The following is a 22,395-nucleotide window of genomic DNA, read 5'->3' on the forward strand; positions in this document are numbered from 1 at the left end:
CTCTAAAATATTATATTTCTTTAAAAATTAAAAATATTAAAAAGTGCAGAAACCCTGTCATAATAGATGTTTTACACTTATTTTATTTTAAAATTATTTTTTTAAAATAAAGAAAAACTGCCTTTTCGACAGTTTTCTTTTTTATTAGACTCAAGTAAAATCCCGCTGTCATCCCTTCGAATTGAATTACTGAGAATAAACCATATTGGTTTACCAGAATAGATTATTCTTCATTTTCCCTCTTCCCGGCTTCCTGATCAGCCCTGTAGATAAAAACAAACACCTCAGCAACAGCCTGATATAGTTCTTCCGGTATACCCTCATTGATGTTAAGCTTGCCAAGAAGCTCTACAAGAGCAGGATCTTCCTGCACCGGAATATCATGTTCCTTAGCCTTCACAAGGATATTTTCAGCAACCAGTCCCTTCCCCTTTGCGGATATCCTTGGTGCTCCCTGATTCACAGGATCATAGGTTAATGCTACCGCTTCTTTCCTTTTTTGATCATGAACTTTTTTCATATCCTTATATCTACTCCGCTGAATTGATTTGATTGCACAATCGATGTCATTGTATCTTTTCCAATAGGTGAATCCCCTGCAGACTCCGGCTTTTGGACTGAAACAGAGGACAGCTTATAATTTAATTTTAATAGATTTTCTTTTAGTTCAGCGGCAAATGGAGCTGTTAAATCCTTTATTTCTTTGTGCTCATTAATAACTGAAATTTTAATAATTCTGTTTTGAACTTGAAGATCGACAATAGTTTCATTCAGATGCTCTAAATTCAAATAAAATATAACCCGGCAATGGCTGGGATCAATTTTCCCCTCTTCCGTTTTGCGGCCGCTCCATTGCATTGTCAAATCGGAGATTTTCCCCCATAAAGAAACAGGAAGCTGAAAAATATAGTGCTGCAATGGGCCGGATTCCTGCGAGAGAGCCTGAAAGCCGGTTAATTTATGCAGAAGCCGTTCAGCTGCATCTTTAGCTATGTGCGAAGTTTCTTCATTTATAAAGCCCATCAGGAGCGGTTTAAGGGTATCCAGCTTTTTGGAAGCTCCTTCATCGGAATGTTTTAATAAATTTATGAAGTCATGTTCATAAGAAAGCCCCAATGTTCTGATTATTCTCTTCAATTCACTATGAATATTCCGCTGGTCATATGTAAGGTTAACCTCTGTTTGCAGGCTATTTTTCAGTTCTTCCATCATTGTCTTTTCCCGCAGATTGAGAGCCGCTGCTGCCAAAGGTTTCTCACCTGCCAGTAATCTCCCCGCCTGAACAGCAGCCTGCTTTATCCCATAAGCATCTGACAATAATTGGTCCAAATCATCATTTAATGTGTGGGAAAGAACTGATTTGAAAAAGGTGTTAAGCAAATTCTTTTCTGCTGGAAAAGAATTCTTTCCATTTCGAATATCATTGAATAAGATTTCCAGAGTTTGAGATAGTCCACTGCTTTCCGATCTTTGTGCAATAAATCCATTTAGCTTTGCCAAGTTCAATATAAATTCCTGCCTGTTCCCGGAATCGTTTGCTTTCATAATTTCCGTCAGGACATGACTAATCGGTTTATTTTGGATGCTTACCTCCATAAGCTGCTGTAAAGCCGCATCCTCGGCCGTTTCACCCGGCATCAGCCCCAATACTTTCAGGAGCTGGAAAGCAGTGTGTGAACTTGCCTGGTTTTTTGTATTCAGCCATTCAGAAAACAATCTGTATATTGCCTGCTGACCCCATTTTTCTCTTGAAGGCTTTGTCAGATCACCAAGCAGCGAATATATTTGCTGCCCTTTAGTTGATAAACCACCACCCTTTAATTCATCCAGCAATTCCCCCATAAGGGATGAAAGAGAGTCCCCATGCAAGACTGAGGATATCGCTGAAAAAACATCCTTTGAAAAGGGAAGCTGCCTTATAAACAGCTCTTTTACTGTCCGCAGTCCATCTTCAGCTGATCGGCTTTCCTTGATCCATTCAGATGCCATCTTCAGAGTTTCACCTGTAATCGGAAGCTGTTCTCTAAGAAAAAATTGAATAACCATCTTATTTTCTCTGGATAACTGCATTCCCAGCTGTCTTAGAAGGCTTTCAGCCGGGGCTTCCGCACCTGGTCTGTCTGCTGATTCCATTACCTTTAAGCGCAGCATTCCCTCACCTGGCTCAACTTTAAACCAATATCTGATGTTGGCTGATAAAGGGATTTCCAGCTGCGCTATCGCTTTATGTGACCCAATTTGCACCTCTGCCGTCTGGTTTGGAAATAGCTTTACTATCTTTCCGCTGACAATTTGGCCAGGTATAAATGCAGCCGTTTTTACTGCATTGTTCTGGTCATGCCTTATTATTCTTTGGATAATATCAGACGGCTTCATGCCTTCACCTTCTATTCTATTTCACTAATAAGATTTTTTATTGGTGCAAAGCTTTTCCGATGATAAGGAGATATTCCATGCAGTGTGATGGCTTCAAGATGCTCCTTCGTCCCATAGCCCATATTTTTCTCGAATCCATATTGAGGAAACTCTTTACCTATTTCAGCCATCATTCTGTCTCTCGTGACTTTAGCTATGATAGAGGCTGCAGCAATCGATATGCTTTTGCCATCTCCCTTAATGATAGCTTCCATTGGGTAAGGAGTTAATAGTTTTACGGCATCTGCAAGCAGGAAGTCCGGTTTTGGGCTCAGCCCTTCAATTGCTGAAAGCATTGCTTTTTTTGTCGCTTCAAATATATTGATGCGGTCGATTTCTTCCGGATCAATGATTCCAACGCTGAACGCTGCAGCCTTAGCCTTAATTATCTCAGAAAATTCTTCTCTTTTGCTCTCCGGCACCTTTTTTGAATCATCTAAACCCGGGAGGAAGAAGTCTTCTGGCAAAATAACTGCTGCAGCTACCACTGGTCCTGCAAGCGGGCCCCTGCCTACTTCATCAATTCCGGCAATAAACTGAAAACCCTGGCTCCGGTAACGAACTTCATACTGACTCATTTCTTTATGCTTTTCATATATCTTTCTTTGCTGCAGATTTCGGGAATGCCATCTTTCTAATAGCTGCTGTACTCCTTTTCTTTCATCATGCTTTATGGAATAAAGGAAAGGGTCATCCTCTGACTTAATTGTTTTGATTTTTTCTTCTATTTGACGAATAGTTAATTTTTCCATAGACTTCTCCATTTCAATCTAATGTATGTATCGGCATTTCCGCAAAAAAATAAAGGCCTCCTGTGAACAGAAGGTCTTCATCTAAATTATTCAGCTTCACTCCGAACTCCCATCTCTTCGGGCAATTCCAAAGTGATTGGCCCCAATTTTTCAGAACGGAATTCTCTGATTACCAGCTCTGTTACCTTATCATAATCAATTTCGCCGCCGCCCATCAGGCAGCCGCGCAGCCTGCCGATTTTATCAAATACTTCCACAATATCCTCCGGAATTTCATCAAGCTGATATCTCTCATGCAGGCGATCTGGATACCTGAGGCCGAGAAAGCGCAGAGCATATACTGCAACATCCTGAAGATTTAATATAGTATCTTTTATTGCTCCAGTCAGAGCAAGCTTAAGACCTACTTCCTGATCTTCAAATTTTGGCCATAGAATCCCAGGGGTATCGAGAAGCTCCAGCTCTTTCCCTACCTTTATCCATTGCTGGGCTTTCGTAACGCCGGGGGTATTTCCTGTCCTGGCTATATTCTTTTTGGCCAGGCGATTGATAAGGGTGGACTTTCCAGCGTTTGGAATACCTACTATCATTGCCCGGATTGCTCTAGGCTTAACACCCTTCGCCTTCATTCGATCGAACTTTTCCTGAAGAATACTCTGAGATGCGGAGACGATTTCCTTCATGCCTTGTCCCGCCTGCGAGTTTATCGCAAGAGCTCTTATACCCTTATCTTCAAAATGTTTGATCCACTTTTTTGTCGCTTCTTTATCAGCCATGTCAGCTTTATTCAATAAAACAAGCCGCGGTTTGTGCTGAATAATTTCATCGATCATCGGATTTCGTGATGAATAAGGGATCCTTGCATCAACGAGCTCAAAGATGATATCGACCAGTTTTAATTTTTCTGTAACCTGCCTGCGGGCTTTCGCCATATGGCCGGGAAACCACTGGATCGTCACAGCTGGTCACCTCCATCCAATATGTATTTATTAAAGAAAGAATCAATCAACGATTCGAATGTCCTCTATAGGCCAGTATATTACTCCGGCATCACCCAGTACTTCTTCCATCGGAACAGGGCCAATGTGACGGCTGTCCTTGCTGAAGCGGCGGTTGTCACCCATTACAAATAAGTGGCCTTCAGGCACTGTTTCCTGTCCTATCTTTTCTTTTAAAGTAAACGGCTCTGTCAGCGGCCCATCGATTACCTGTTTTTTATATTCCTCCAGGTAAGGCTCTTCATAAGCTTTCCCATTTACATAAAGAGTATCATCTTTGTATTCAATCTTATCTCCAGGAAGGCCTATTACCCTTTTGATGTAATCTTTGTTTTCAGGTGCATGGAAAACAATGATGTCGAAGCGCTCGGGCTCGCCAATCTTATAACTGAACTTATTAACAATCATTCGATCCTGATCATGCAATGTTGGCATCATGGACAAGCCGTCAACCACAATCGGAGCAAATAAAAAATATCTGATGACTGCTGCTAACAGGACTGCGATTACAAGTGCTTTTGTCCATTCCCATAATTCATTTTTCTTTTTCGCCATTAAATCCCCCACCATTCTTCTAAGCCATTAATTAATCTGCATGGAAAGTGTTGTCTTTTTTATTTTACAAAAATTCTTCTTAATAAACACGATGGGAACCTTATTTATATATTATTTAACATTTATGTAATATTATTTATATTCTGCTGTTTCATGAAAGAAAAAGGAGCTTGATTTAACAAGCTCCTTCTTTTCTTTATTATCGAATTTCTTTGATACGAGCTTTTTTACCGCGAAGGTTACGCAGGTAGTAAAGTTTCGCACGGCGGACTTTACCGCGGCGGATAACTTCAAGCTTCGCAATCTTAGGTGTGTGTACAGGGAATGTACGCTCAACGCCTACACCGTAAGAAATCTTACGAACTGTGAAAGTTTCGCTGATTCCACCACCACGACGCTTAATCACAACACCTTCATATACCTGAACACGCTCACGAGTTCCCTCAACAATACTTACGTGTACACGTACAGTATCACCAGGACGGAAAGACGGAAGGTCAGTACGAAGCTGTTCTTTTGTGATTTCTTCAATTAGTTTTTGCATCGTTTTCAACTCCTCTCAGCAGACGCTCTTGCACAACCTATATGTTTGCAGCGGAACATCTTTATCAGACGAAAACTGAACAAGTTCAGCCTAAGTCACAAAAAGTATCATACCATACTTGGACGGCAACTTCAATGTTATTTATCTTCTTTTTTAATTTCATCCAGCCACTTTTGCTGTTCTTTTGTTAATTCTGCACCCTCAAGAAGATCAGGACGCCTTAAATACGTCCTTCTTAAGGATTCTTTGGCTCGCCACTCGTCGACAAGGCGATGATTCCCTGACATGAGGACATCCGGCACTTTAATGCCCCTGAATTCCGCTGGACGGGTGTAATGAGGGTGTTCAAGAAAACCTGTGCTGAAAGAGTCCTTTATGTGTGATTCTTCGTTGCCCAATACACCTGGCAGCAAACGGACAACACTATCGATTACGACCATGGCTCCAAGCTCTCCTCCAGTCAGCACAAAATCACCAATCGAAATTTCATCGGTTACCACATGTTCACGTATTCTTTCATCATACCCCTCGTAATGTCCGCAAACAAAAATCAGGTGATCCATTTCAGCAAGCTCTTCAGCTTTCTTCTGTGTAAAGCGTTCTCCTTGAGGACACAGGAGAATAACCCTCGGGGACGCCCCGCTTTTACTGCGAAGATCATCTACAGCATCAAATATGGGCTGGGGTTTTAAAACCATTCCCGCCCCTCCGCCATATGGATAATCATCTACGGTTTTGTGCTTATTGTCGGCATATTCCCTAAAGTTGACCACGTTGTAATTCACTGCTTCATTTTCAGCCGCTTTTTTTAGGATGGAATGTCCAAAAACGCCTTCAAACATTTCAGGAAACAGAGTGAGCACATCAATATTCATCATGAAAGCAATCCTTCTATCGCATTAATTTTCACAAGTTTGTCTTTCACATTAACTTCCTTAACAACATCTTCAATATACGGGATCAGTATTTCCTTCCCGCCTTTTGCTTTGATTACCCATACATCATTTGCTCCAGGAGAAAGAATTTCCTTGATTTTACCTACTTCCGCTCCATCAAGCGTTTCAACAGTACACCCTATGATTTCATGGTAGTAAAACTCATCTTCTTCAAGATCGCCTAGCTGATCTTCCGAAATTTTCAGGATGCCGCCCTTCATTTTTTCAATCCCATTAATATTTTCGTATCCTTCAAAGGTAAGCAAATCGAATGTTTTATGGGTACGGTGAGTTTTCACTGTCAGCTCAATTGGATCACCTTTTGTATCAGGCATGAACAAATAAAGTTTATTTCCCGGCTTATACCTTTCCTCTGCAAAGTCTGTTTTGGAAATGACCCTTGCTTCCCCTTTTATGCCATGGGTGTTCACGATTTTTCCTACGTTGAACCATTTCTGCATGTACTATCACCTCTAGCGTATTTCATCAACAATTCCATCTCTTATGATGATGGTTTTCCCTTTTTCTATGTCTTCCCAGCGGGTACCCTTTTGAACCTCAATAATCGCCTGGACTTCTTTTTCTTTCAATTCGCTTCCTAACGGTAGCATATGTAATTGTTCTATTTGAAAATCGAGCAGCTGGACTTTTTCCTGCCTCATTTGAATTTCCTTTTCAAAATGCTTTTTTAGACTGGCCGGATGCAGTTTTTTGGTTTTTTCCTGTTTTTTCAGTTCAAACCTCAGCTGATCACTTTCTTTCTGCAGCTGCTTTTTTTTGGCCATATAGCCTTCCAGCAGTTCTTTCTTGCTGTTCTCTGTCAGCACCTGCTTAACTGTAACCGATTGAATGATGTTCACGTACAGCGCCTCCCAAATTGATCCGATTAAAAAAACGGCTTTACTGACTGCTGTCAAATTCTTAGTTGGCGATGTTTATATTTTAACTTTTCTGGTGTAATGCTGTGTTACTTTATATATTCTGCCCGCTGATTTCAGAACGGGTCACTTGCTTTCCGCTGGGAGAGATGAGAGCCTCCTCGGCTTCGCCTGCCTGTGAGGTCTTTCACTTTCCTTACTTCCCGCAGGAAATTTGATAAGCTTCCACGAAATTACACCGCACAAAGGAAATGCGTCAGCATTTTCGAGGATCAAATGCCCCTCCACTCCAATCAACTCAGCAGATTGAATAATATTTTAAATCAGAGGACAATAAAGTTCAAACAGCAGGATTTTTTAGATTGTAAAAAAAGGAGGGGAAGCCCCTCCTTTTTTTGGTAATACCCTGCTCAATGCAGGATAATTATTCTATGATCTCTAAAAAGATCTTCTTTTGTTCTGATGAACCTGCTGCATAGACAACGGTCCGTATTGCTTTCGCAACGCGCCCTTGCTTCCCAATTACTTTCCCCATGTCATTCTTGTTGACGGAAAGCTGATAGGTTACGCGCTGATCCTCTTCTTGGACATTCACTTGAACATCTTCCGGAAAATCAACTAGGGGCTTAACAATCGTTTCGATAAGCTCTTTCATCTTATAATGAATTACTTACCGTTTTTAGCGTTATGGAATTTCTCCATAATGCCTTGCTTAGAGAAAAGGTTGCGTACTGTATCAGATGGCTTAGCACCTGTCTGAAGCCATTTAAGAGCCAACTCTTCATTGATTTCAACGATCGCTGGTTGAGCAACCGGGTTGTAAGTTCCTACTGTTTCAATGAAACGTCCGTCACGAGGAGAACGAGAATCAGCTACAACAATACGATAGAAAGGGTTTTTGTGAGCACCCATACGCTTTAAACGAATTTTTACTGCCATTTTAAATAAGCACCTCCGAATAGTTTCACACAAGATAGTATAATATCAGATTGTTAATTAGTTTGTAAAGGTTTTTTTCTTTACATCTTATGAAAAGCTTTGCTGACAGCTTAAAAAGGGTTAAAAGGAAGCTTAAATCCGCCTTTTTTCTTGCCTTTTTGCTGCATGCCAGCCATTTGCTTCATCATCTTTTTCATGTCTTCAAATTGCTTCAGCAGACGGTTAACTTCAGGCACGGTTCTTCCGCTTCCCTTGGCAATCCGTTTGCGGCGGCTTGCATTGATGATTTCAGGGTGAGTTTTCTCTTCCTTCGTCATCGATTTAATAATCGCTTCAACATGAGTGATTTGCTTCTCGTCGATTTGGATATTATTCAAGCCTTTGATTTTGTTTGCACCAGGCATCATTTTCAGCAGCTCATCGAGCGGTCCCATGCTGCGGACCTGACCAAGCTGATCCAAAAAATCATCGAATGTGAAAGAAGCCGTGCGCATCTTCTGCTCAAGCTCTTTTGCCTTTTCTTCATCCACATTGGCCTGTGCTTTTTCAATTAGGGATAGGACATCTCCCATACCTAATATACGGGACGCCATCCGTTCTGGATGGAACGCTTCAAGCGCATCCAGTTTTTCCCCAAGACCGACGAATTTAATCGGCGTGTTTGTTACGGATCTAATGGATAGAGCGGCACCGCCTCGAGTATCGCCATCCAGCTTCGTCAGGACAACCCCAGTAAGACCCAGCAGATCATTGAAGCTTTGCGCTACATTAACCGCATCTTGACCAGTCATGGCGTCTACAACAAGGAAGATTTCATCTGGATTGGAAAGCTCTTTGATTTGCTTTAGCTCATCCATTAAGGCTTCATCCACATGCAGCCTTCCTGCTGTATCGATCAGAACATAATCATGATGATCCTCTTTTGCCTTTGCGATTGCCTGTTTTGCAATTTCAACAGGACTGACTTGATCACCAAGGGAGAAGACCGGCATATTAAGCTGTTTGCCAAGTGTTTCGAGCTGTTTAATCGCCGCAGGGCGGTAAATATCTGCAGCAACCAGCATCGGATTGCGGTTATACTTTTTGCGGAGCAGGTTTGCAAGCTTTCCGGTTGTAGTCGTTTTACCGGCACCCTGAAGACCGACCATCATAATGACTGTCGGGGGACGATTGGAGACAGCAATTTTGCTTTGCTCTCCGCCCATCAGTTCCGTTAATTCTTCTTTAACAACCTTAATGACTTGCTGTCCTGGCGTCAGGCTCTTTAATACTTCCTGTCCGACAGCACGTTCGCTGACTTTTTTGACAAACTCTTTGACGACTTTGAAGTTTACGTCCGCTTCCAAAAGGGCGAGACGGACTTCACGCATCATTTCTTTTACATCCGCTTCATTGATTTTGCCTTTTCCGCGGATCTTCTGAATTGTATTTTGCAGTCGGTCGGCCAATCCTTCAAATGCCATATATGCCGCCTCCTAATCTAATTTCTCAAGCTCTGCCACTGCTTCTTCCAATGCTTCTCGGGAAGGGGAGCCTTCCTGAAGCATCACTTTTATTTCTGCAATCAGCTTGCTGCGCTCTTGAAATTTATGAAATAATAATAGCTTTTCTTCATACTCTTCAAGCATTGCTTCTGTTCTTTTAATGTTGTCATATACCGCTTGCCGGCTAACATCATATTCCTCGGCAATCTCTCCAAGCGAAAAATCATCCAGGTAGTACAGGGACATATAGCTTCTCTGCTTAGGAGTTAACAACGATTGATAGAAATCATATAGGTAGTTCATCCTCGTTGTTTTTTCGAGCATTCCCTATTCCCCCTTGTTAAGTGAAAAGCCTTTACAAAGTAAGTTTACATAGAAGTTCATAGCATGTCAAGAAAATATCTTTACAGGGTTAATTATTCATTTTATTTTCACTTTATAATTTAGCCCGTTGATTTCAGCACGGGGCACTTGGCTTTCCGCGGGGAGGAACGGGAGCCTCTGAGCAGGAGTCAAGTGCGCTGCAATCAGCTCAGCGATCTATAATACTTTTCTAAATCCAGCATACGTTATTGAAAAATCCCCACTTACTTTTTCCTGTTTTTTGCATCCAGCAGCCTTTTCATGCGTTCTTCTCTTTCTTTCGGCGAGGATTCTGCTGGAGGTTTTGGCCGGTTTGTTTTTTTCTTTTCTTTTGTTTTTTCCGGTGTTTCTTTTACAGTAGTTCCCCCTTGAAGTTTATCAGGCATCTGCACGGAAGGAGATTTTTTTTCCCTGGAAGCTTTAAGGTTTTGAATTTTAATAGGAGCCTCTGGCTTTTCCTTTTTATTTCTGTTTTTCTTCAAAATTCCCGCAGCGATAGCAGTCAAGCCAAAGCGCCTTAAAGCGATTTCTGAAAAAAAGATCAGGAATGCAGCGAGAAGCAGCCATTCGCTGATTGGCTGTTTGGTGCTGGCTGGTTTTTTGAGCGGTCGGAAAGCTTCTTCTCCGCTTTCCAGCTCCTTGCCGCCAGTCATTTTTGAGAGTGTCTCCAAATGCTCTTTATTTGTACCCTTTTGCAAATACTCTTCTGAATAGGGAATAGTAAAACCAGTCTGATGAACCTGTATATTCCCATTTTGATCTGTCTGTTTAATATTTAAAAAATACATTCCTGCACTTTCAGGCATTGCCGCCTCATATTTACCTGGAGCAGTAAGCCTAATATTGGCTTCTATCTGATCGCCCGTTTCCGATACAATGGATGCCTCAATTGGCAAAGATCTGCTTGCCGCAGACTCCAGGCTGAGCACTGTATTGCCATCCTTATTCTCAACAGCAACCCTGTATGGTTCACTTTCATATTGCGGCAGGGTTTTGGTGACAAGCTGATTAATAAATGATGGCCACTTTTCCCATCTGGCCCAATCTCCTGACCATTTGCCCGAGGAGTCGGATGTAAAGGCAGCTGCCCGCCCCATTCCGTATTGCCATTCAGCAAGTACAGGATCCTCTATTTCGCTTAACAGCGGCACCTGTGCTCGCGGCTTGGCCGTAGCAGCTATATAGGCATTCATTTCCGGAACACCTTTTTCAAAGAGTGAGGACCAGTCCGGGTAGGGCTGAACACTTGGAAAGAATGGATTGTCTTCGATATAGGTTCTCGTAGCCATTACGGTTTCACGTGATAAAATGCTCGGAATGACGGAAGAGTCTGTAACATCATAAAAACGCCCTGATCCCATTCCCGCAAGATCTTCAAGAAGCCCTCTATCAGCATCCTGACCAAGTGCAACAGTTGATAGAGTGATATTTTTCTCTTTCCCGTCTTCGATTAAAAGCTCATAGTCTCCATTTGTGGCAGATTGGCCATCTGTCAGCAAAATAATATGCTTTCTCTGAAGCTGCAATTCTTCAAGCTCACTGTAGGCTTGTTCCAGAGAAGTAAAGATTTCTGTCCCCCCGCCTGGAGTTATAGATCTGATTTTTTCAATTGCCTTCTTTTTATCTTTGAGAGGCTCGGTTTCAAGGATTTCCCATGGCCGGTCATCAAATGCAATGAATCCGAGTGTATCTTCTTCACGCAGCAGTTCCACTGATCGGACAGCCGCTTCTTTTGCCAATTCAATTTTATTCCCGGCCATGCTTCCAGAGCGGTCCATAACTAATACCAGGCCTAAGGAAGGCATTTCTTTCTTGCCCTTGATATCCATATCCACCGGCAGCAATTTCTCAATCGGAGTTTTAAAATAGCCCCCCAGCCCGAAGCTTTCTTCACCGCCGAACATAATAAAACCAGTGCCGAATTCCTTAACTGCCTTCTCCATCAGCGTCATTTGATGCTCTGAGATAACTGTTGCAGGAACATTATTAAAAATAATCGACTGATATTGCAAATACCCTGAGAGAACGGTTGGAAGCTTCTCTGGGAGAACCGTGTCTGTCTCGAGGCCTGAACCTTTTAACAGATTCGCAATATCACCCGCGTCCTTCCCTTGTACGATCAGGACCTTAGGAGTTCCTTTAACATTAACAACCGAGTGCAGTGTATTGTTTTCAGAGAAGGTGTCCTGGTCAGCAGCTATCTCTGCCTTATATACCGTTAACCCTGCAGTATCTGCCTTGTGAGTAAAGGTATATACATTTTTCCCTTCATTCACTTGAACGCTTTCCTTTAAAACCTCTTTATGATTTACAGATAATCTGATATCAGCTTCTTTGGCAATATTGCTGGTAACTTCTATTGTAATCGGAGCCTCTTCTCCTAAATAAAGTGATGGAGGCATCTTTAATTCTGAAATTGATACATCGTCACCTGCTGCTGTTCTTAATGGCACATGGTCAATCTCGATATTTCGATTCTTTAAAACTGAGGCAGCCTCCAGGCTTTTGCCTGCCGTTTCATTTCCGTCCGTCATCAAGACAATTCTGCCAGAAGAATCCCTCGGAATGAGTGAAGCGGCAAATTGCAGGCCTGCTTCCAGATTCGATTGAGAATCATCTGCTTTCCCGTTAAATTCGGTAATAGCTTCACGGTTCCTGCCCAAATTCTGTTCAAGCACCACATTTTTGCCAAAAGCCGCCACCGCAAATTGATCCTCACTTTTCCTTTTGCTGGCACTGTTTTCTATCCAGGCAAGTGCTTCATCATTTGAACCGATGCTTGCAGAGCGGTCTGCAAGATATACGACGGTCTGCCCCTTAACCGGAAGGAGGACCTGCGGGACGGTTAGTGCAAAAATTAACAATGAGAAAATGACCAGTCTTAGACTGGCAATCCAAAATTTTTCGTTGCCTTTTCCTCTGTGATTTCGAATAAACAAAAAAACCATAATGACAGCAGGAATCAGGAACAGAAACAGGAAGGGATATTTAACCTCGATGCCCACGGCGATATACCTCCCATTCGATAGCAATCAGTATAAAAGCAATTAAAGCCAGCCAGAACCAGAGGCTTTCGTTGGGCCTTTGGATCATGCTGTTTTTTTCAGATGATTTGTCATTCACTGTAAAAGATTCTGCTATTTCTGCATTTTTCTCCCTTTCATCCAGAAGGACAGAAAAATAATAAATTTGATTTCCTGATACCGCCTGGTAAGTTCCGGGAATCACAGGAGCTTTAAAGTTTTCTTTGTTTAGATCAAGGGAGTAGAGATTTTCGTCTTTATTATTGAAAATCTCCCATCTTCCATTTCCTTTGCCAATATTTATCCATCTCTCTTCTCCGGCGCTGAAATATCCAAGGAAATCTGATTGCTGGGATAACCAATGGTAAGAGTTATACAAAAAGATCGGAAAACCTGGCAGGAGCGGCCAATCTGTGTCGGATAGATCGAAATTGACAATAATAATTGGCTGTCCATTCTGCATTCCCCTCTGTATTAAAGGAATGTCTCCACTTTTCAAAACAGTCTCCCATTCTCCTTTCAATGCAGCGGAAGCGGAACTGATATACACACGCCCAAAGTCTGCATATTCAAATAAAGGATCCTCATCCCCCGAAATTGCCTCTTTTAGTTTTGTTTTTTCCTTGCCTGTGTTAAAAAAGATCATTGGCAGCTCTGGAAGTTCCGATAATGTGCTTCCTTCTGCTACAACCACACCCTTCATTTCAAAACCTTTGAGAGCAGCTGGATCCGTCTGCAGCAATTCGGCTCCTATGGTTTGAAAGCCCTTCACCGCAAACGGATTTACATCCCCCATTGTGTATACCTTTGGTTTTGGGTCTGTGTAAATAGAGGCTGCGAAATTATCTGCTCTGTAGCCGTCATTAATGGAAACGGATGCCTCATAATAAGGTTTTTCAGGCAGGTTTTTAATTTGGACGGTTGTTTGTTCATTTGCTTTCAATGATAAATTTTGTTCAAACAAGACTTCATCCTCAAATTGGACGGTAAAACCTGTTTCTATATTTTCGGAAGACTGGTTTTCTATCACGGCAATGGCTGAGATACCATCACCAGCTGCAGCTGTCCCAAACGATTGCAGCGAGACGTTCCTTGCATACTCTCCGATATTATGTGCAACAGTGTATAGGCCAGCCAGTTCCTCCATTAAATCATTCTTTACAGCCGAATCTGAAAAAATATGAAGAGCTGTGTCTTTTCCAGAAGATAAGGAACCTGCCAAAAGAATGGCTTTATCCATATTTTCATGTTCATAAGTAAGTTTCAGCCCATCAATGGTTCTGCGAATGGCATTTGGATCATCTTCACGGCTTAATAGGATCTCATTTTTCTCTCCTGCTTTAATCAGGGTTACCTGATGGCCATTAAGTTTGCCGGCAAGGTCAAGCATTTCCTCTTTTGCCATCTCAAAACGGCTCTTTCCTCCGTGTTCAGCCGACATAGAGGCGGATGGGTCTATAATGATGATTAAATGTTCTCCTTTTAAAGAATCTTCAAGCCAAAATGGGCGCACAAGGGCCAGCATCAATAAGATCAAAGCCAATAATTGCAGCCAAAATAATAGATTCTGCTGAAGATTTTTCAGCCAAGGGGAAGCCTGCCATTCGTTCAGCACCTGCTCCCAGAGCAGATTGGATGAAACGGTCTTTTCAGTGTACTGCTTCCGAAAGAAATAAAATAAGATAACAGCCCCTATGAAAATGGCTAATACAAAATAGATAGGATTTAAGAATTGCATTGTGTCCTCACCTGACCAGCCCCTTCGCATACAGATCCCTGAAAAGAACGGACTGAAGATCTCTTGTTTCCGGAGCAAAGATATACTGGCCGCCATACCGTTTGCATAAAATCTCAAGCTGTTCATTATGTTCTTTTAGGCGCTTTTCATATTCAGCTAATATGGAAGGGCTCATGCTGACATTTACAGCAGTCCCAATTTCACTATCAATCAACTTTATATCTCCAGAATATGCAGGAGTAAGCTCTTCATCTGCCTGCACCTGAAATAGCCAGAACTCCTGTTTTAACCCCTTGAGCTTCCTAAAAAGGCTTTCCCAATCCTGAAGGGGCTCAAAGCCATCCGCTATTATTACAGCAAGCTGCTGATGTTTAGAAAGAGTTTCTTTCAGACAGCCCAGAAAGTTTGTGGACTGAGCTGCAGGTTCAATTTTTTGGATTTCCATGAACGTTCGCCTGCTGTAAACAGAGCCTTTCCTTTTGATAGGCTGTACGCCTGCAGAAGAAACTGCTGAAAAGAAAAGCCGGTCTTCACTTGAAAGCACCATAAAGCTTAAAGCTGATGCCAGCGCTTTGGCATATTCCCATTTCTGCTGGATTTTTGTCATTGAAGACGTTGCATCCAGGTAAACTGCAATAGAAAGCTCCTGCTCATCCAGGAAGCGTTTAATATAATGTTTTTGTGTTCTGCCATAGACATTCCAATCTATTTGCCGAATATCGTCACCAGGCTGATAGGCCCTGAAATCAGAGAATTCCATGGAAGATCCGAATTTATGGGATTTCCTGGACCCTGAATGATATCCTCTTTTCCTTGTCTTTGCAGCAATCTTTCGTTTTTGAAGCTTTCCAAGAATAGCTTGATGGCTGTTCATCAGCTCTTAGCTCCCCAGGAAGTTTCTTTTAACAAAACTTCAATAATTGAATCCGCTGAAATACCCGCTGCTTCTCCCTCAAAGTTCAAAATAAGACGATGCCGCAAAACCGGATAGGCAACGTTTTTAATGTCCCCTATTGATACATGGAATCGTCCGGAGCACATGGCTCTTGCTTTTGCCATACTTATCAGACTCTGAAGGCCGCGTGGACCGCTCCCATATTGGACGTGCTTTTTCACTGTTTCTGGTGCCCCCTCTGAATCCGGGTGCGTTGCAGTGACCATCCAAACGGCATAATCCAGGATTTCATCTGATAGGAGAATTTCTCTCGAAAGCTCCTGAAGAGCAATGACATCCTTCAATCCGGCAGCTTTATTTAAATGGATTTTTTGCGACCCCGTTGTCCTCCTGGCAATTTCTTTTAATTCTTCTTTAGTCGGATACACAACATTCACCTTGCATAAAAACCGGTCCGTTTGTGCTTCCGGCAAGGGATAAGTCCCTTCCATATCAATCGGGTTTTGAGTTGCGAGTACAAAAAATGGCTTTTCCATCTTTTGGGTTTCGCCCATAATCGTGACCGTTTTTTCTCCCATTGCCTCGAGCAGGGCACTTTGTGTTTTTGGTGTTGCCCTGTTAATTTCATCTGCCAGAATGATGTTGGCGAAAATGGGCCCTTTATGAAAACTGAATGTTTGCCTGCCAGCTTCATCAGGCTGAAGCAGCATGGTTCCAGTTATATCTGAAGGCATAATATCAGGGGTGAATTGAATGCGTGAAAATTTAAGATCAAGTACTTCAGCAATGGTTTTAATGAGCATAGTTTTACCCAGCCCTGGCAAACCTTCAAGCAAAACATGCCCTCCTGAGAATATGCTCCATAGTACATGTTCGACCACTTCTTCCTGGCCGACTATAAATGATTGAATTTCATCTTTTACTCTTGCAATGATATCTGCCGCTTGTGCGAATTGCTGTTCTTTTTCCTGTGTTACCGACATTGCAGTCACTCCTTGTCAGGATCTATACTAGTAAAATAACTTTTAACGATTTCCTCTAAATCAGCCGGAAGCTTGTACCGGTCCGTACTTTGCCTGTATGCCTTTTCATAATTCCCAAAAACTTCACTGTATGGTCTGATATTCCCTTTTAAGACAGGGCCTTCCCCTTCAAACTGTTGTCCTGGATTCCCCTGTCCAAGGCTGCCGTTGTCATTTTCAATATTCGTCTTCCCTTCCATGCCAGATGGGATGGTGAGCAGCTCCCTAGACCCCTGTCCGAGCCCGGCACCTCCTCCAAGACCGCTGCCTGAACCATTCCCTGAGCCAGCCCCGGTACCAGATCCCGAACCATTTCCTGAGCCGGCTCCATTTCCTGAGCCGCTGCCTGAACCCGCTCCGCTGCCATTGCTGCTGTTTGAGCTATTGCCAGCTTGATTTTGATTATTTTGCTGATTTGAATTATTCTGCTGCCCCTGCTGAGGCGTATTGGAGGCGTTTCCTGAACTGCCAGGCTGGCCAGGCGGCGAAAACGCTAGCTGTCCCGAGGGCATTCCATTCGCAGCCATCTGCTGCTGTAAAGAAACCCCTGAACTCTGCAGAGCTTCCTGTGCTGCAGCCAGCTGTTTTAAAAGCTCTTCTGATTGCAATGCCTTTTCGAGCTGATCCAGGAGACTTGTCAGCTCTTCTTCAGACAACTGTGCATCACTTCCAGTAAGCTCTTTCAAGGCATTTCTTTGATATTCATTAAGTTCCTTTCTCTGCTTATCAAGCTTTGAAAACTCTTCCCTAAAGGAAGCCAGATCTTTTTCTTTCAGCATTCGGCTTAATTGTTCTAACCCGCTCTTATCAAGATTATTTTTAATATTATCCAGGGCTATTGATTTTTCTTTTTCTTTAATTGCTTTCAACTCAAAGCTTTTTGTTTGTTTCTCTAATTCCTTCAAAGCTTCCTCAGCTGACTTTTTTTCTGCAATCTTGTCTTTTGCTTCTTCTAATGCTTTTTTCACTTCAGGATTCTTTTCTTTCTCAGCTTTTTTCTCAAGTTTCTCTTTAGCTTCTTCAATTATCTTGATTTCTTTTTCCTGTTTTAGCGCCAATTCCATTTTCTCGCCGGGAATCATGTACAAAAGCACTGCCAGACCTAGGAAAGACAAAAACATTAGAAAAGGTTTAGGAAGAATGAAAGTTTTCTTCCTGCCTAAAACCTGATGATGCACCTTTTTCATATGCTTTACTGCATCTGCCAGCTGCAATCTTGCAAGAATGCCATCATCGTGAAGGAAAGAATGGGCTGTAATGACCCTGTCTTCAGCTACAAACGTGTTATACAATGATGCAGTCTGGATCATGTCAGGACGCTTCTTCCAAATTCGAAAAGCTGCATAAATAGCAGACAGAAATAAAATCAGCAGGAGATAATTTTGGAGAAATGGGATAACAAAAAATCTTGCAGCCATCATAAGAAAAAAGGCCAAGACAGCAGCCGATAAAAGGAACACCTGGAATTCCTTAACGATCAGCTGAAATAGGAGCTGTCTTTTTACCGGTTTTAAAAGTCTAAGATATTGATTGCGGTTTTCCACCGATATCATTCCCTTATTAAAATTTACGGGCAATCCCGTCTCCCAGGGATTTGCCCGAATAAATACTAGCCCTTTTTCATATTGGGACGGAGTTTTTTTATGCTCAGCAGAATAGCTCCAATGAAAATCAATGTGTACGAAATTAAGTATGAAATCCATAAAGGAAATTCAATGCCTGTTGATCTAGTAATTTCATTGGTCATTTCCGGCTCAAAGGTGCTCATTAGAATAATGACCGGGTTAAGCATAGCCGGGAAGTATGCAAGAGGATTTGTTGGCTGAGTCCCTGTATAGCCATATGCATTGGTTAATTGCATAAAAATCAAAGTCAGGAATGCCGTTCCTCCAGCTAGAAATAAAGTAACCCCATAGGTGGTAACCATCGAGACAATTGTTTTTCTAATGAGCGTTGAAAATAAGACCCCGAGACTTCCATAAACCAGGATGGTAAATAAATAAAATCCCATTGTCGTAAGCAGCTGACCTGGGGAAATACCTCCAAATAAAAACACAAAGCTATAGAGAGGCAAACTTGCCGCAATAAGCAAAATCAAATATGAAATGGAAGAAATCAGCTTGCTCAAAATAATGCTAGAAGAGCTTTGGGTCGTCGTGAGCATGATATTTAAGGTCTGCCTCTCTCTTTCACTGCTGATAACCCCAGCTGTTAAACCGGGAGTAATAAACAGAATTAAGCCAAGCTGCAATATAGATAGGACCATAAACATTGTCCGGCTCTGATCAGGTTTAAAAAAGCCCTGCATATTATTTGACAATGATTCTATAAAGATAAAACCAACAATGATCAGCCCTAATGCCAAGAGGTAAAAGAGTACCCCCAGGTAGCTTTTAAAGCTGCGGAAGCGGAGCTTAAACTCTTTATTCAGAACAGGATTTACGACTAAATTCTTCATGTCAGCTCAACTCCCTTTGTAATTTCCATAAAGACATCTTCCAGATCCGTTTCTGCTTCTGCAAAGCTGGTGATCGCTAAATTATTTAAAATGGCTCTTTTCAGCAGTTCTGTTTGTTCTTCAGCTGTCCCTTTATAAATAAACTGAAAAGATGCTCCGTCTTCCAGTAAAGCCAATTTAAATATATTAGGATCATCCTCAAAGAAAGAAACGGCCTTTTCTGAACTTCCATGAACTTTTACAATGATCAGCCTTTCTCCCCTCAGCTGTGACTGAATATCAGCAACAGACCCCTGAGCCACCAGTTTTCCCTGGTCAATAATGCCGATGGTATCGCACATTTCTGCAAGTTCAGGCAGTATATGTGAAGATATTAAAATTGTTTTGCCCATGCTTTTCAATTCTTTTAATATTTCCCTCATTTCAACCCTTGCTCTTGGGTCAAGTCCTGATGCAGGTTCATCCAGAATCAGCACTTCAGGATCATGGATAAGACACCTGGCCAGGCAGAGACGCTGCTTCATGCCTCTTGATAATAGGTCTACATATGACTCTCTTTTATTTGACAAGTTGACTAGGTCGAGAAGCTGCGGTATCAGCTTCTCGCGTTCTGCGAATGGTATGCCGTAACTCGCACCGTAGAAGTGCAGATATTCATCAGCCTTAAGCTGGTCATAAACCCCGAAGAAATCCGGCATATAGCCTATCTGCTTCCTCACGAGTTTTGAATCCTTTTGAACATCATACCCGTTTACGTACGCAGAGCCCGAAGTGGGGGCAAGTAAGGTTGCCAAAATGGAGAAGGTTGTGGATTTTCCTGCACCATTCTGTCCGACAAAACCAAATACACTGCCTTTTTCTATATTTAAATTTAAAGAATCAAGTGCTGTAAATTTTCCGTATCTTTTCGATAAATCCATAATTTCGATCATTTTGCCACCTCCCCTTTGATCGTAACAGCCGGCAATTGAACGAAAGGATCACCCTGAGCTGATTTATTCAGCTTCATAATAAAACGGCCTTCTTTCGAAACGTACTGGGTTAAGTCATCTTTACTTGTCAGCTTTATGCTCCTTTGATCTGGTTCAATCGGCAGCCACTCACCCGTTTTATGGTTTTTTATCGAATACTGTACGTTTTGGCTATTGATCCTTACCGAAATTTCTTCTAATCTATATGTTTTCTCTTTTAGCTGCTTCGGGAGGCTGAGAATATATTCATATTCTCCGTCTTCAAGCATCATTTCTGCATTCGTGCTGCCCATGCCTTTTTCATAAATCTGACCCTGGATCACATTCCAATCAGCTGCCATCATTCCATCCTTCAATGTAAAGGATCCGGAGAACTCATTTATGGCCTCAAATGGCTGAAGGATCAGATTTGTGTTATTCTGTTTTTCCTTCTTCCCTCTCATGGCTACATCAATAATTGATTCTTTTGTAATCCCCGCAAGGACTGGCTGAGCAACATCCCCAAGCAGAAATGTAGTGGAGGCATATTCAAGCTTTTCTCTTCTTAACCTATTTATATCATTTTGGCCATTGGCAGGATATGCCCCATTAAAAGTTCCTCCATATGGTCTGCTCAGCAGGGACTGCTTTATGGTTTTATCCACTTTAATTGCCTCATCTTTCTTGATTGGCCCTAATTTGATTGCTTCATTGCCTGACCAAATATATAATTCTTCAAAATCATACTCACTTTCGTTTTTGATTGTTCCAGTTAATCTCTTTTCCTTAAGGGTGAGGTCCGCTTTAAACTTCCCATTGATATCGGTCTGGGCCTTTCCGTAAATTGTTTTGGATGACCAATATTCTACCTCAGGGAAAATAATCTCATTGTTTTTTACCTTTTCAGCCATGATTCCGCCTCTAAGGGGATCTGATGTATTGGAATTGTTTGAATAAACCACTGCATTAAATTCACCTTTGGGCATTGAGAGGGTATATTCACCGCTTTTATTTGAAAGCAGGGTTGATGCCTGATATCCGGTAAGCAGATTGTTATTCACTTTATAGATCCCCATCTGGTTCAGCTGCGGCTGAGAAATTCTATCTTTTGCTCCCATTCCAAAGACAGCTGTCCCCATTAATATGGCGATGGAAGGAATGATCCACCAGGAATGCTCCCGTTTATCAAGCTTTCTTAATACAAAATAAAGAACAGGCACTATCAGAATAATATAACCGGCAAAAAGGCCAATAAGCTGCCCGATTGAAAAATTGGATGCAGGAAAGAATTCATTCACTTCTGCAAATTCCCAATACAGCTGGTCCAGGTAATCCTGAGAATATGGGCTGGATCCAATGCCGGCACCTGTTGCCTGATTAATAAAGTCTGCAAACCATGTGTCGTATCCCTGCCATGAAGATAAAGGCTCATCTCCCAGTGAAAAAGCTGTCTGCAGAATTGTCCCGCTTCCATACTCCTTTTTCACTGCTGCTGGAAGATCCCCGCTTTCAGCGATAACTTCTGCACCCGCTTCAATGGGACCAGTAAAGAAGTTGAGTTCTTTAAAATCCGGCTCCTCGCTCTTTGCTGACTGCAGGAATTTTACTGTACCGGCGGCCTCGTTTTCAGATTTCATTGGCAGCAAAGAATATAGTTCTCCATAGGCACCGCTTGCATCAGGTCCTCCTCCGGCAATCAATGCTCCACCGTTGTAAACCCAGTTCCTTATAGCTTGTTGCTGTTTGTCACTAAGCTGGGATATCTTGAATTCATCAATCAGCAAATAATCGAGTGTTTCCAATCCTGTCGCTTCATCCGGCAAATCTTCCTTATTAAGTTCAATCATCGATTTTGAAGGAAGCGTCCTCAATTCTTTTACACGGTCATAGTTTTCACTGAGAACACCAATTACTTCAGTTGCCGTATCTATAAATTTCGGCTTTAATGTATTTTCGCCTTTAAAACTAACCTTTTTTCCGTCTTTCCAATCACCTTCATAAAGAGTCAGTAAAGGAATGTTCTGATACATGGAAGGGTGGTCCTCTGTCATGCCAGGGATGGAAACCAGGTATTCCTTAGCTGTTCCGGCAGGAAGCTCTACTTTTACAGTAACCGCACCGCTCGTATTGTAGGATGGATGGTAACTTATCAGCAAATCCCCGCTAAAAGCCTCTCCTGTATTTTCCATCTTAATCCGCAGAGGAAACCCCTCTCCTCTTTTCACTTTTCCGCCAAAGCCCTCATCTATAGAAACTTTGATGTCTGTGCTGGCAGCTTCTGCTGTTTGGAATGGATGAAACATTAATACAAAACAGAATAAAGCCATGATGAACACTTTTAATTTTCCGTGCAACCCAATCTCCCCCATTAAAAATCTTAAGTATCTGCCTTATGTTTTTTTTAGGCAGTCTTTAAAAATATAAATTATTGCCAGCCTGATGACTT

At 42.0% G+C, this 22,395-nt stretch carries 21 protein-coding genes; all 21 read right to left on the reverse strand.

The window, feature by feature from the left end:
- Positions 1–223 precede the first annotated feature (223 nt).
- The 21 genes from MKY20_RS21205 to MKY20_RS21305 all read right to left on the reverse strand — a co-directional run bounded on the left by MKY20_RS21205 (position 224) and on the right by MKY20_RS21305 (position 22,303).
- The gene (locus MKY20_RS21205; RefSeq protein ID WP_009330774.1) at positions 224–520 is read right to left on the reverse strand and encodes an EscU/YscU/HrcU family type III secretion system export apparatus switch protein; all 297 of its coding nucleotides are present in this window, start codon (positions 518–520) and stop codon (positions 224–226) included.
- Entirely contained in the window at positions 517–2,376 is a 1,860-nt protein-coding gene (locus MKY20_RS21210; protein ID WP_341002952.1) for a hypothetical protein, read from the reverse strand. The genes MKY20_RS21205 and MKY20_RS21210 overlap by 4 nt, the downstream gene beginning before the upstream one ends.
- An 11-nt stretch (positions 2,377–2,387) precedes the next feature.
- Positions 2,388–3,167, reverse strand: a complete 780-nt coding sequence (locus MKY20_RS21215) for a ribonuclease HII (RefSeq protein WP_251266693.1) — start codon at positions 3,165–3,167, stop codon at positions 2,388–2,390.
- An 86-nt stretch (positions 3,168–3,253) separates the two neighbouring features.
- Complete coding sequence (gene ylqF / locus MKY20_RS21220; protein ID WP_009330777.1) at positions 3,254–4,126, reverse strand: ribosome biogenesis GTPase YlqF; 873 nt, start codon at positions 4,124–4,126, stop codon at positions 3,254–3,256.
- Positions 4,127–4,168: 42 nt separating this feature from the next.
- Positions 4,169–4,720, reverse strand: coding sequence for a signal peptidase I (lepB, locus tag MKY20_RS21225; RefSeq protein ID WP_009330778.1), 552 nt, complete (start codon positions 4,718–4,720; stop codon positions 4,169–4,171).
- Between the two features lie 199 nt (positions 4,721–4,919).
- Positions 4,920–5,264 carry a 50S ribosomal protein L19 gene (rplS, locus tag MKY20_RS21230; RefSeq protein WP_009330779.1) on the reverse strand — a complete coding sequence of 115 codons (345 nt, stop codon included), beginning with the start codon at positions 5,262–5,264 and terminating at the stop codon, positions 4,920–4,922.
- A 137-nt stretch (positions 5,265–5,401) separates the two neighbouring features.
- Positions 5,402–6,139 carry a tRNA (guanosine(37)-N1)-methyltransferase TrmD gene (gene trmD, locus MKY20_RS21235; RefSeq protein ID WP_026041703.1) on the reverse strand — a complete coding sequence of 246 codons (738 nt, stop codon included), beginning with the start codon at positions 6,137–6,139 and terminating at the stop codon, positions 5,402–5,404.
- Positions 6,139–6,660, reverse strand: coding sequence for a ribosome maturation factor RimM (gene rimM / locus MKY20_RS21240; protein WP_009330781.1), 522 nt, complete (start codon positions 6,658–6,660; stop codon positions 6,139–6,141). Before rimM ends, trmD begins: the two co-directional genes overlap by 1 nt.
- Before the next feature lie 12 nt (positions 6,661–6,672).
- On the reverse strand, positions 6,673–7,059 hold the full coding sequence (locus tag MKY20_RS21245) for a YlqD family protein (RefSeq protein ID WP_009330782.1): 387 nt from the start codon (positions 7,057–7,059) through the stop codon (positions 6,673–6,675).
- 442 nt (positions 7,060–7,501) lie between these two features.
- A complete protein-coding gene (locus MKY20_RS21250) occupies positions 7,502–7,732 on the reverse strand; it encodes a KH domain-containing protein (protein WP_009330783.1) in 231 nt (76 codons plus the stop codon).
- 11 nt (positions 7,733–7,743) lie between these two features.
- Complete coding sequence (rpsP, locus tag MKY20_RS21255; RefSeq protein ID WP_009330784.1) at positions 7,744–8,016, reverse strand: 30S ribosomal protein S16; 273 nt, start codon at positions 8,014–8,016, stop codon at positions 7,744–7,746.
- A 110-nt stretch (positions 8,017–8,126) separates the two neighbouring features.
- A complete protein-coding gene (gene ffh, locus MKY20_RS21260; RefSeq protein WP_009330785.1) occupies positions 8,127–9,479 on the reverse strand; it encodes a signal recognition particle protein in 1,353 nt (450 codons plus the stop codon).
- 12 nt (positions 9,480–9,491) lie between these two features.
- Positions 9,492–9,824, reverse strand: coding sequence for a putative DNA-binding protein (locus MKY20_RS21265; RefSeq protein WP_009330786.1), 333 nt, complete (start codon positions 9,822–9,824; stop codon positions 9,492–9,494).
- Between the two features lie 263 nt (positions 9,825–10,087).
- Positions 10,088–12,868, reverse strand: coding sequence for a VWA domain-containing protein (locus MKY20_RS21270; RefSeq protein WP_251175169.1), 2,781 nt, complete (start codon positions 12,866–12,868; stop codon positions 10,088–10,090).
- A complete protein-coding gene (locus MKY20_RS21275) occupies positions 12,852–14,624 on the reverse strand; it encodes a vWA domain-containing protein (RefSeq protein WP_251266694.1) in 1,773 nt (590 codons plus the stop codon). The genes MKY20_RS21270 and MKY20_RS21275 overlap by 17 nt, the downstream gene beginning before the upstream one ends.
- A gap of 7 nt (positions 14,625–14,631) precedes the next feature.
- Positions 14,632–15,498, reverse strand: a complete 867-nt coding sequence (locus tag MKY20_RS21280) for a DUF58 domain-containing protein (protein WP_341002954.1) — start codon at positions 15,496–15,498, stop codon at positions 14,632–14,634.
- Positions 15,498–16,502: an AAA family ATPase gene (locus MKY20_RS21285; RefSeq protein ID WP_251266696.1), complete on the reverse strand. Its 1,005-nt coding sequence runs from the start codon at positions 16,500–16,502 to the stop codon at positions 15,498–15,500. Before MKY20_RS21285 ends, MKY20_RS21280 begins: the two co-directional genes overlap by 1 nt.
- A 5-nt stretch (positions 16,503–16,507) precedes the next feature.
- The gene (locus MKY20_RS21290) at positions 16,508–18,094 is read right to left on the reverse strand and encodes a hypothetical protein (RefSeq protein WP_341003402.1); all 1,587 of its coding nucleotides are present in this window, start codon (positions 18,092–18,094) and stop codon (positions 16,508–16,510) included.
- Positions 18,095–18,150: 56 nt separating this feature from the next.
- Positions 18,151–18,999: an ABC transporter permease gene (locus MKY20_RS21295; RefSeq protein WP_009330793.1), complete on the reverse strand. Its 849-nt coding sequence runs from the start codon at positions 18,997–18,999 to the stop codon at positions 18,151–18,153.
- Complete coding sequence (locus MKY20_RS21300) at positions 18,996–19,931, reverse strand: ABC transporter ATP-binding protein (protein WP_009330794.1); 936 nt, start codon at positions 19,929–19,931, stop codon at positions 18,996–18,998. Before MKY20_RS21300 ends, MKY20_RS21295 begins: the two co-directional genes overlap by 4 nt.
- Positions 19,928–22,303, reverse strand: coding sequence for a hypothetical protein (locus tag MKY20_RS21305; protein ID WP_251175164.1), 2,376 nt, complete (start codon positions 22,301–22,303; stop codon positions 19,928–19,930). The genes MKY20_RS21300 and MKY20_RS21305 overlap by 4 nt, the downstream gene beginning before the upstream one ends.
- Positions 22,304–22,395: the final 92 nt, after the last annotated feature.

Origin of the sequence: Cytobacillus sp. FSL W8-0315, from assembly GCF_038002905.1 — a bacterium.
GTDB lineage: Bacteria > Bacillota > Bacilli > Bacillales > Cytobacillaceae > Cytobacillus > Cytobacillus pseudoceanisediminis.

Excerpts from the sequence above, each read along its gene's own strand:
- trmD (WP_026041703.1), bottom strand. The coding sequence starts at position 6,139 with ATGAATATTGATGTGCTCACTCTGTTTCCTGAAATGTTTGAAGGCGTT.
- MKY20_RS21290 (WP_341003402.1), bottom strand. The coding sequence starts at position 18,094 with ATGATATCGGTGGAAAACCGCAATCAATATCTTAGACTTTTAAAACCG.
- MKY20_RS21295 (WP_009330793.1), bottom strand. The coding sequence starts at position 18,999 with ATGAAGAATTTAGTCGTAAATCCTGTTCTGAATAAAGAGTTTAAGCTC.
- MKY20_RS21280 (WP_341002954.1), bottom strand. The coding sequence starts at position 15,498 with ATGAACAGCCATCAAGCTATTCTTGGAAAGCTTCAAAAACGAAAGATT.
- ffh (WP_009330785.1), bottom strand. The coding sequence starts at position 9,479 with ATGGCATTTGAAGGATTGGCCGACCGACTGCAAAATACAATTCAGAAG.
- rpsP (WP_009330784.1), bottom strand. The coding sequence starts at position 8,016 with ATGGCAGTAAAAATTCGTTTAAAGCGTATGGGTGCTCACAAAAACCCT.
- MKY20_RS21215 (WP_251266693.1), bottom strand. The coding sequence starts at position 3,167 with ATGGAAAAATTAACTATTCGTCAAATAGAAGAAAAAATCAAAACAATT.
- rimM (WP_009330781.1), bottom strand. The coding sequence starts at position 6,660 with ATGCAGAAATGGTTCAACGTAGGAAAAATCGTGAACACCCATGGCATA.
- MKY20_RS21250 (WP_009330783.1), bottom strand. The coding sequence starts at position 7,732 with ATGAAAGAGCTTATCGAAACGATTGTTAAGCCCCTAGTTGATTTTCCG.
- rplS (WP_009330779.1), bottom strand. The coding sequence starts at position 5,264 with ATGCAAAAACTAATTGAAGAAATCACAAAAGAACAGCTTCGTACTGAC.
- MKY20_RS21300 (WP_009330794.1), bottom strand. The coding sequence starts at position 19,931 with ATGATCGAAATTATGGATTTATCGAAAAGATACGGAAAATTTACAGCA.
- MKY20_RS21285 (WP_251266696.1), bottom strand. The coding sequence starts at position 16,502 with ATGTCGGTAACACAGGAAAAAGAACAGCAATTCGCACAAGCGGCAGAT.
- MKY20_RS21265 (WP_009330786.1), bottom strand. The coding sequence starts at position 9,824 with ATGCTCGAAAAAACAACGAGGATGAACTACCTATATGATTTCTATCAA.
- MKY20_RS21205 (WP_009330774.1), bottom strand. The coding sequence starts at position 520 with ATGAAAAAAGTTCATGATCAAAAAAGGAAAGAAGCGGTAGCATTAACC.
- MKY20_RS21210 (WP_341002952.1), bottom strand. The coding sequence starts at position 2,376 with ATGAAGCCGTCTGATATTATCCAAAGAATAATAAGGCATGACCAGAAC.
- MKY20_RS21275 (WP_251266694.1), bottom strand. The coding sequence starts at position 14,624 with ATGCAATTCTTAAATCCTATCTATTTTGTATTAGCCATTTTCATAGGG.
- lepB (WP_009330778.1), bottom strand. The coding sequence starts at position 4,720 with ATGGCGAAAAAGAAAAATGAATTATGGGAATGGACAAAAGCACTTGTA.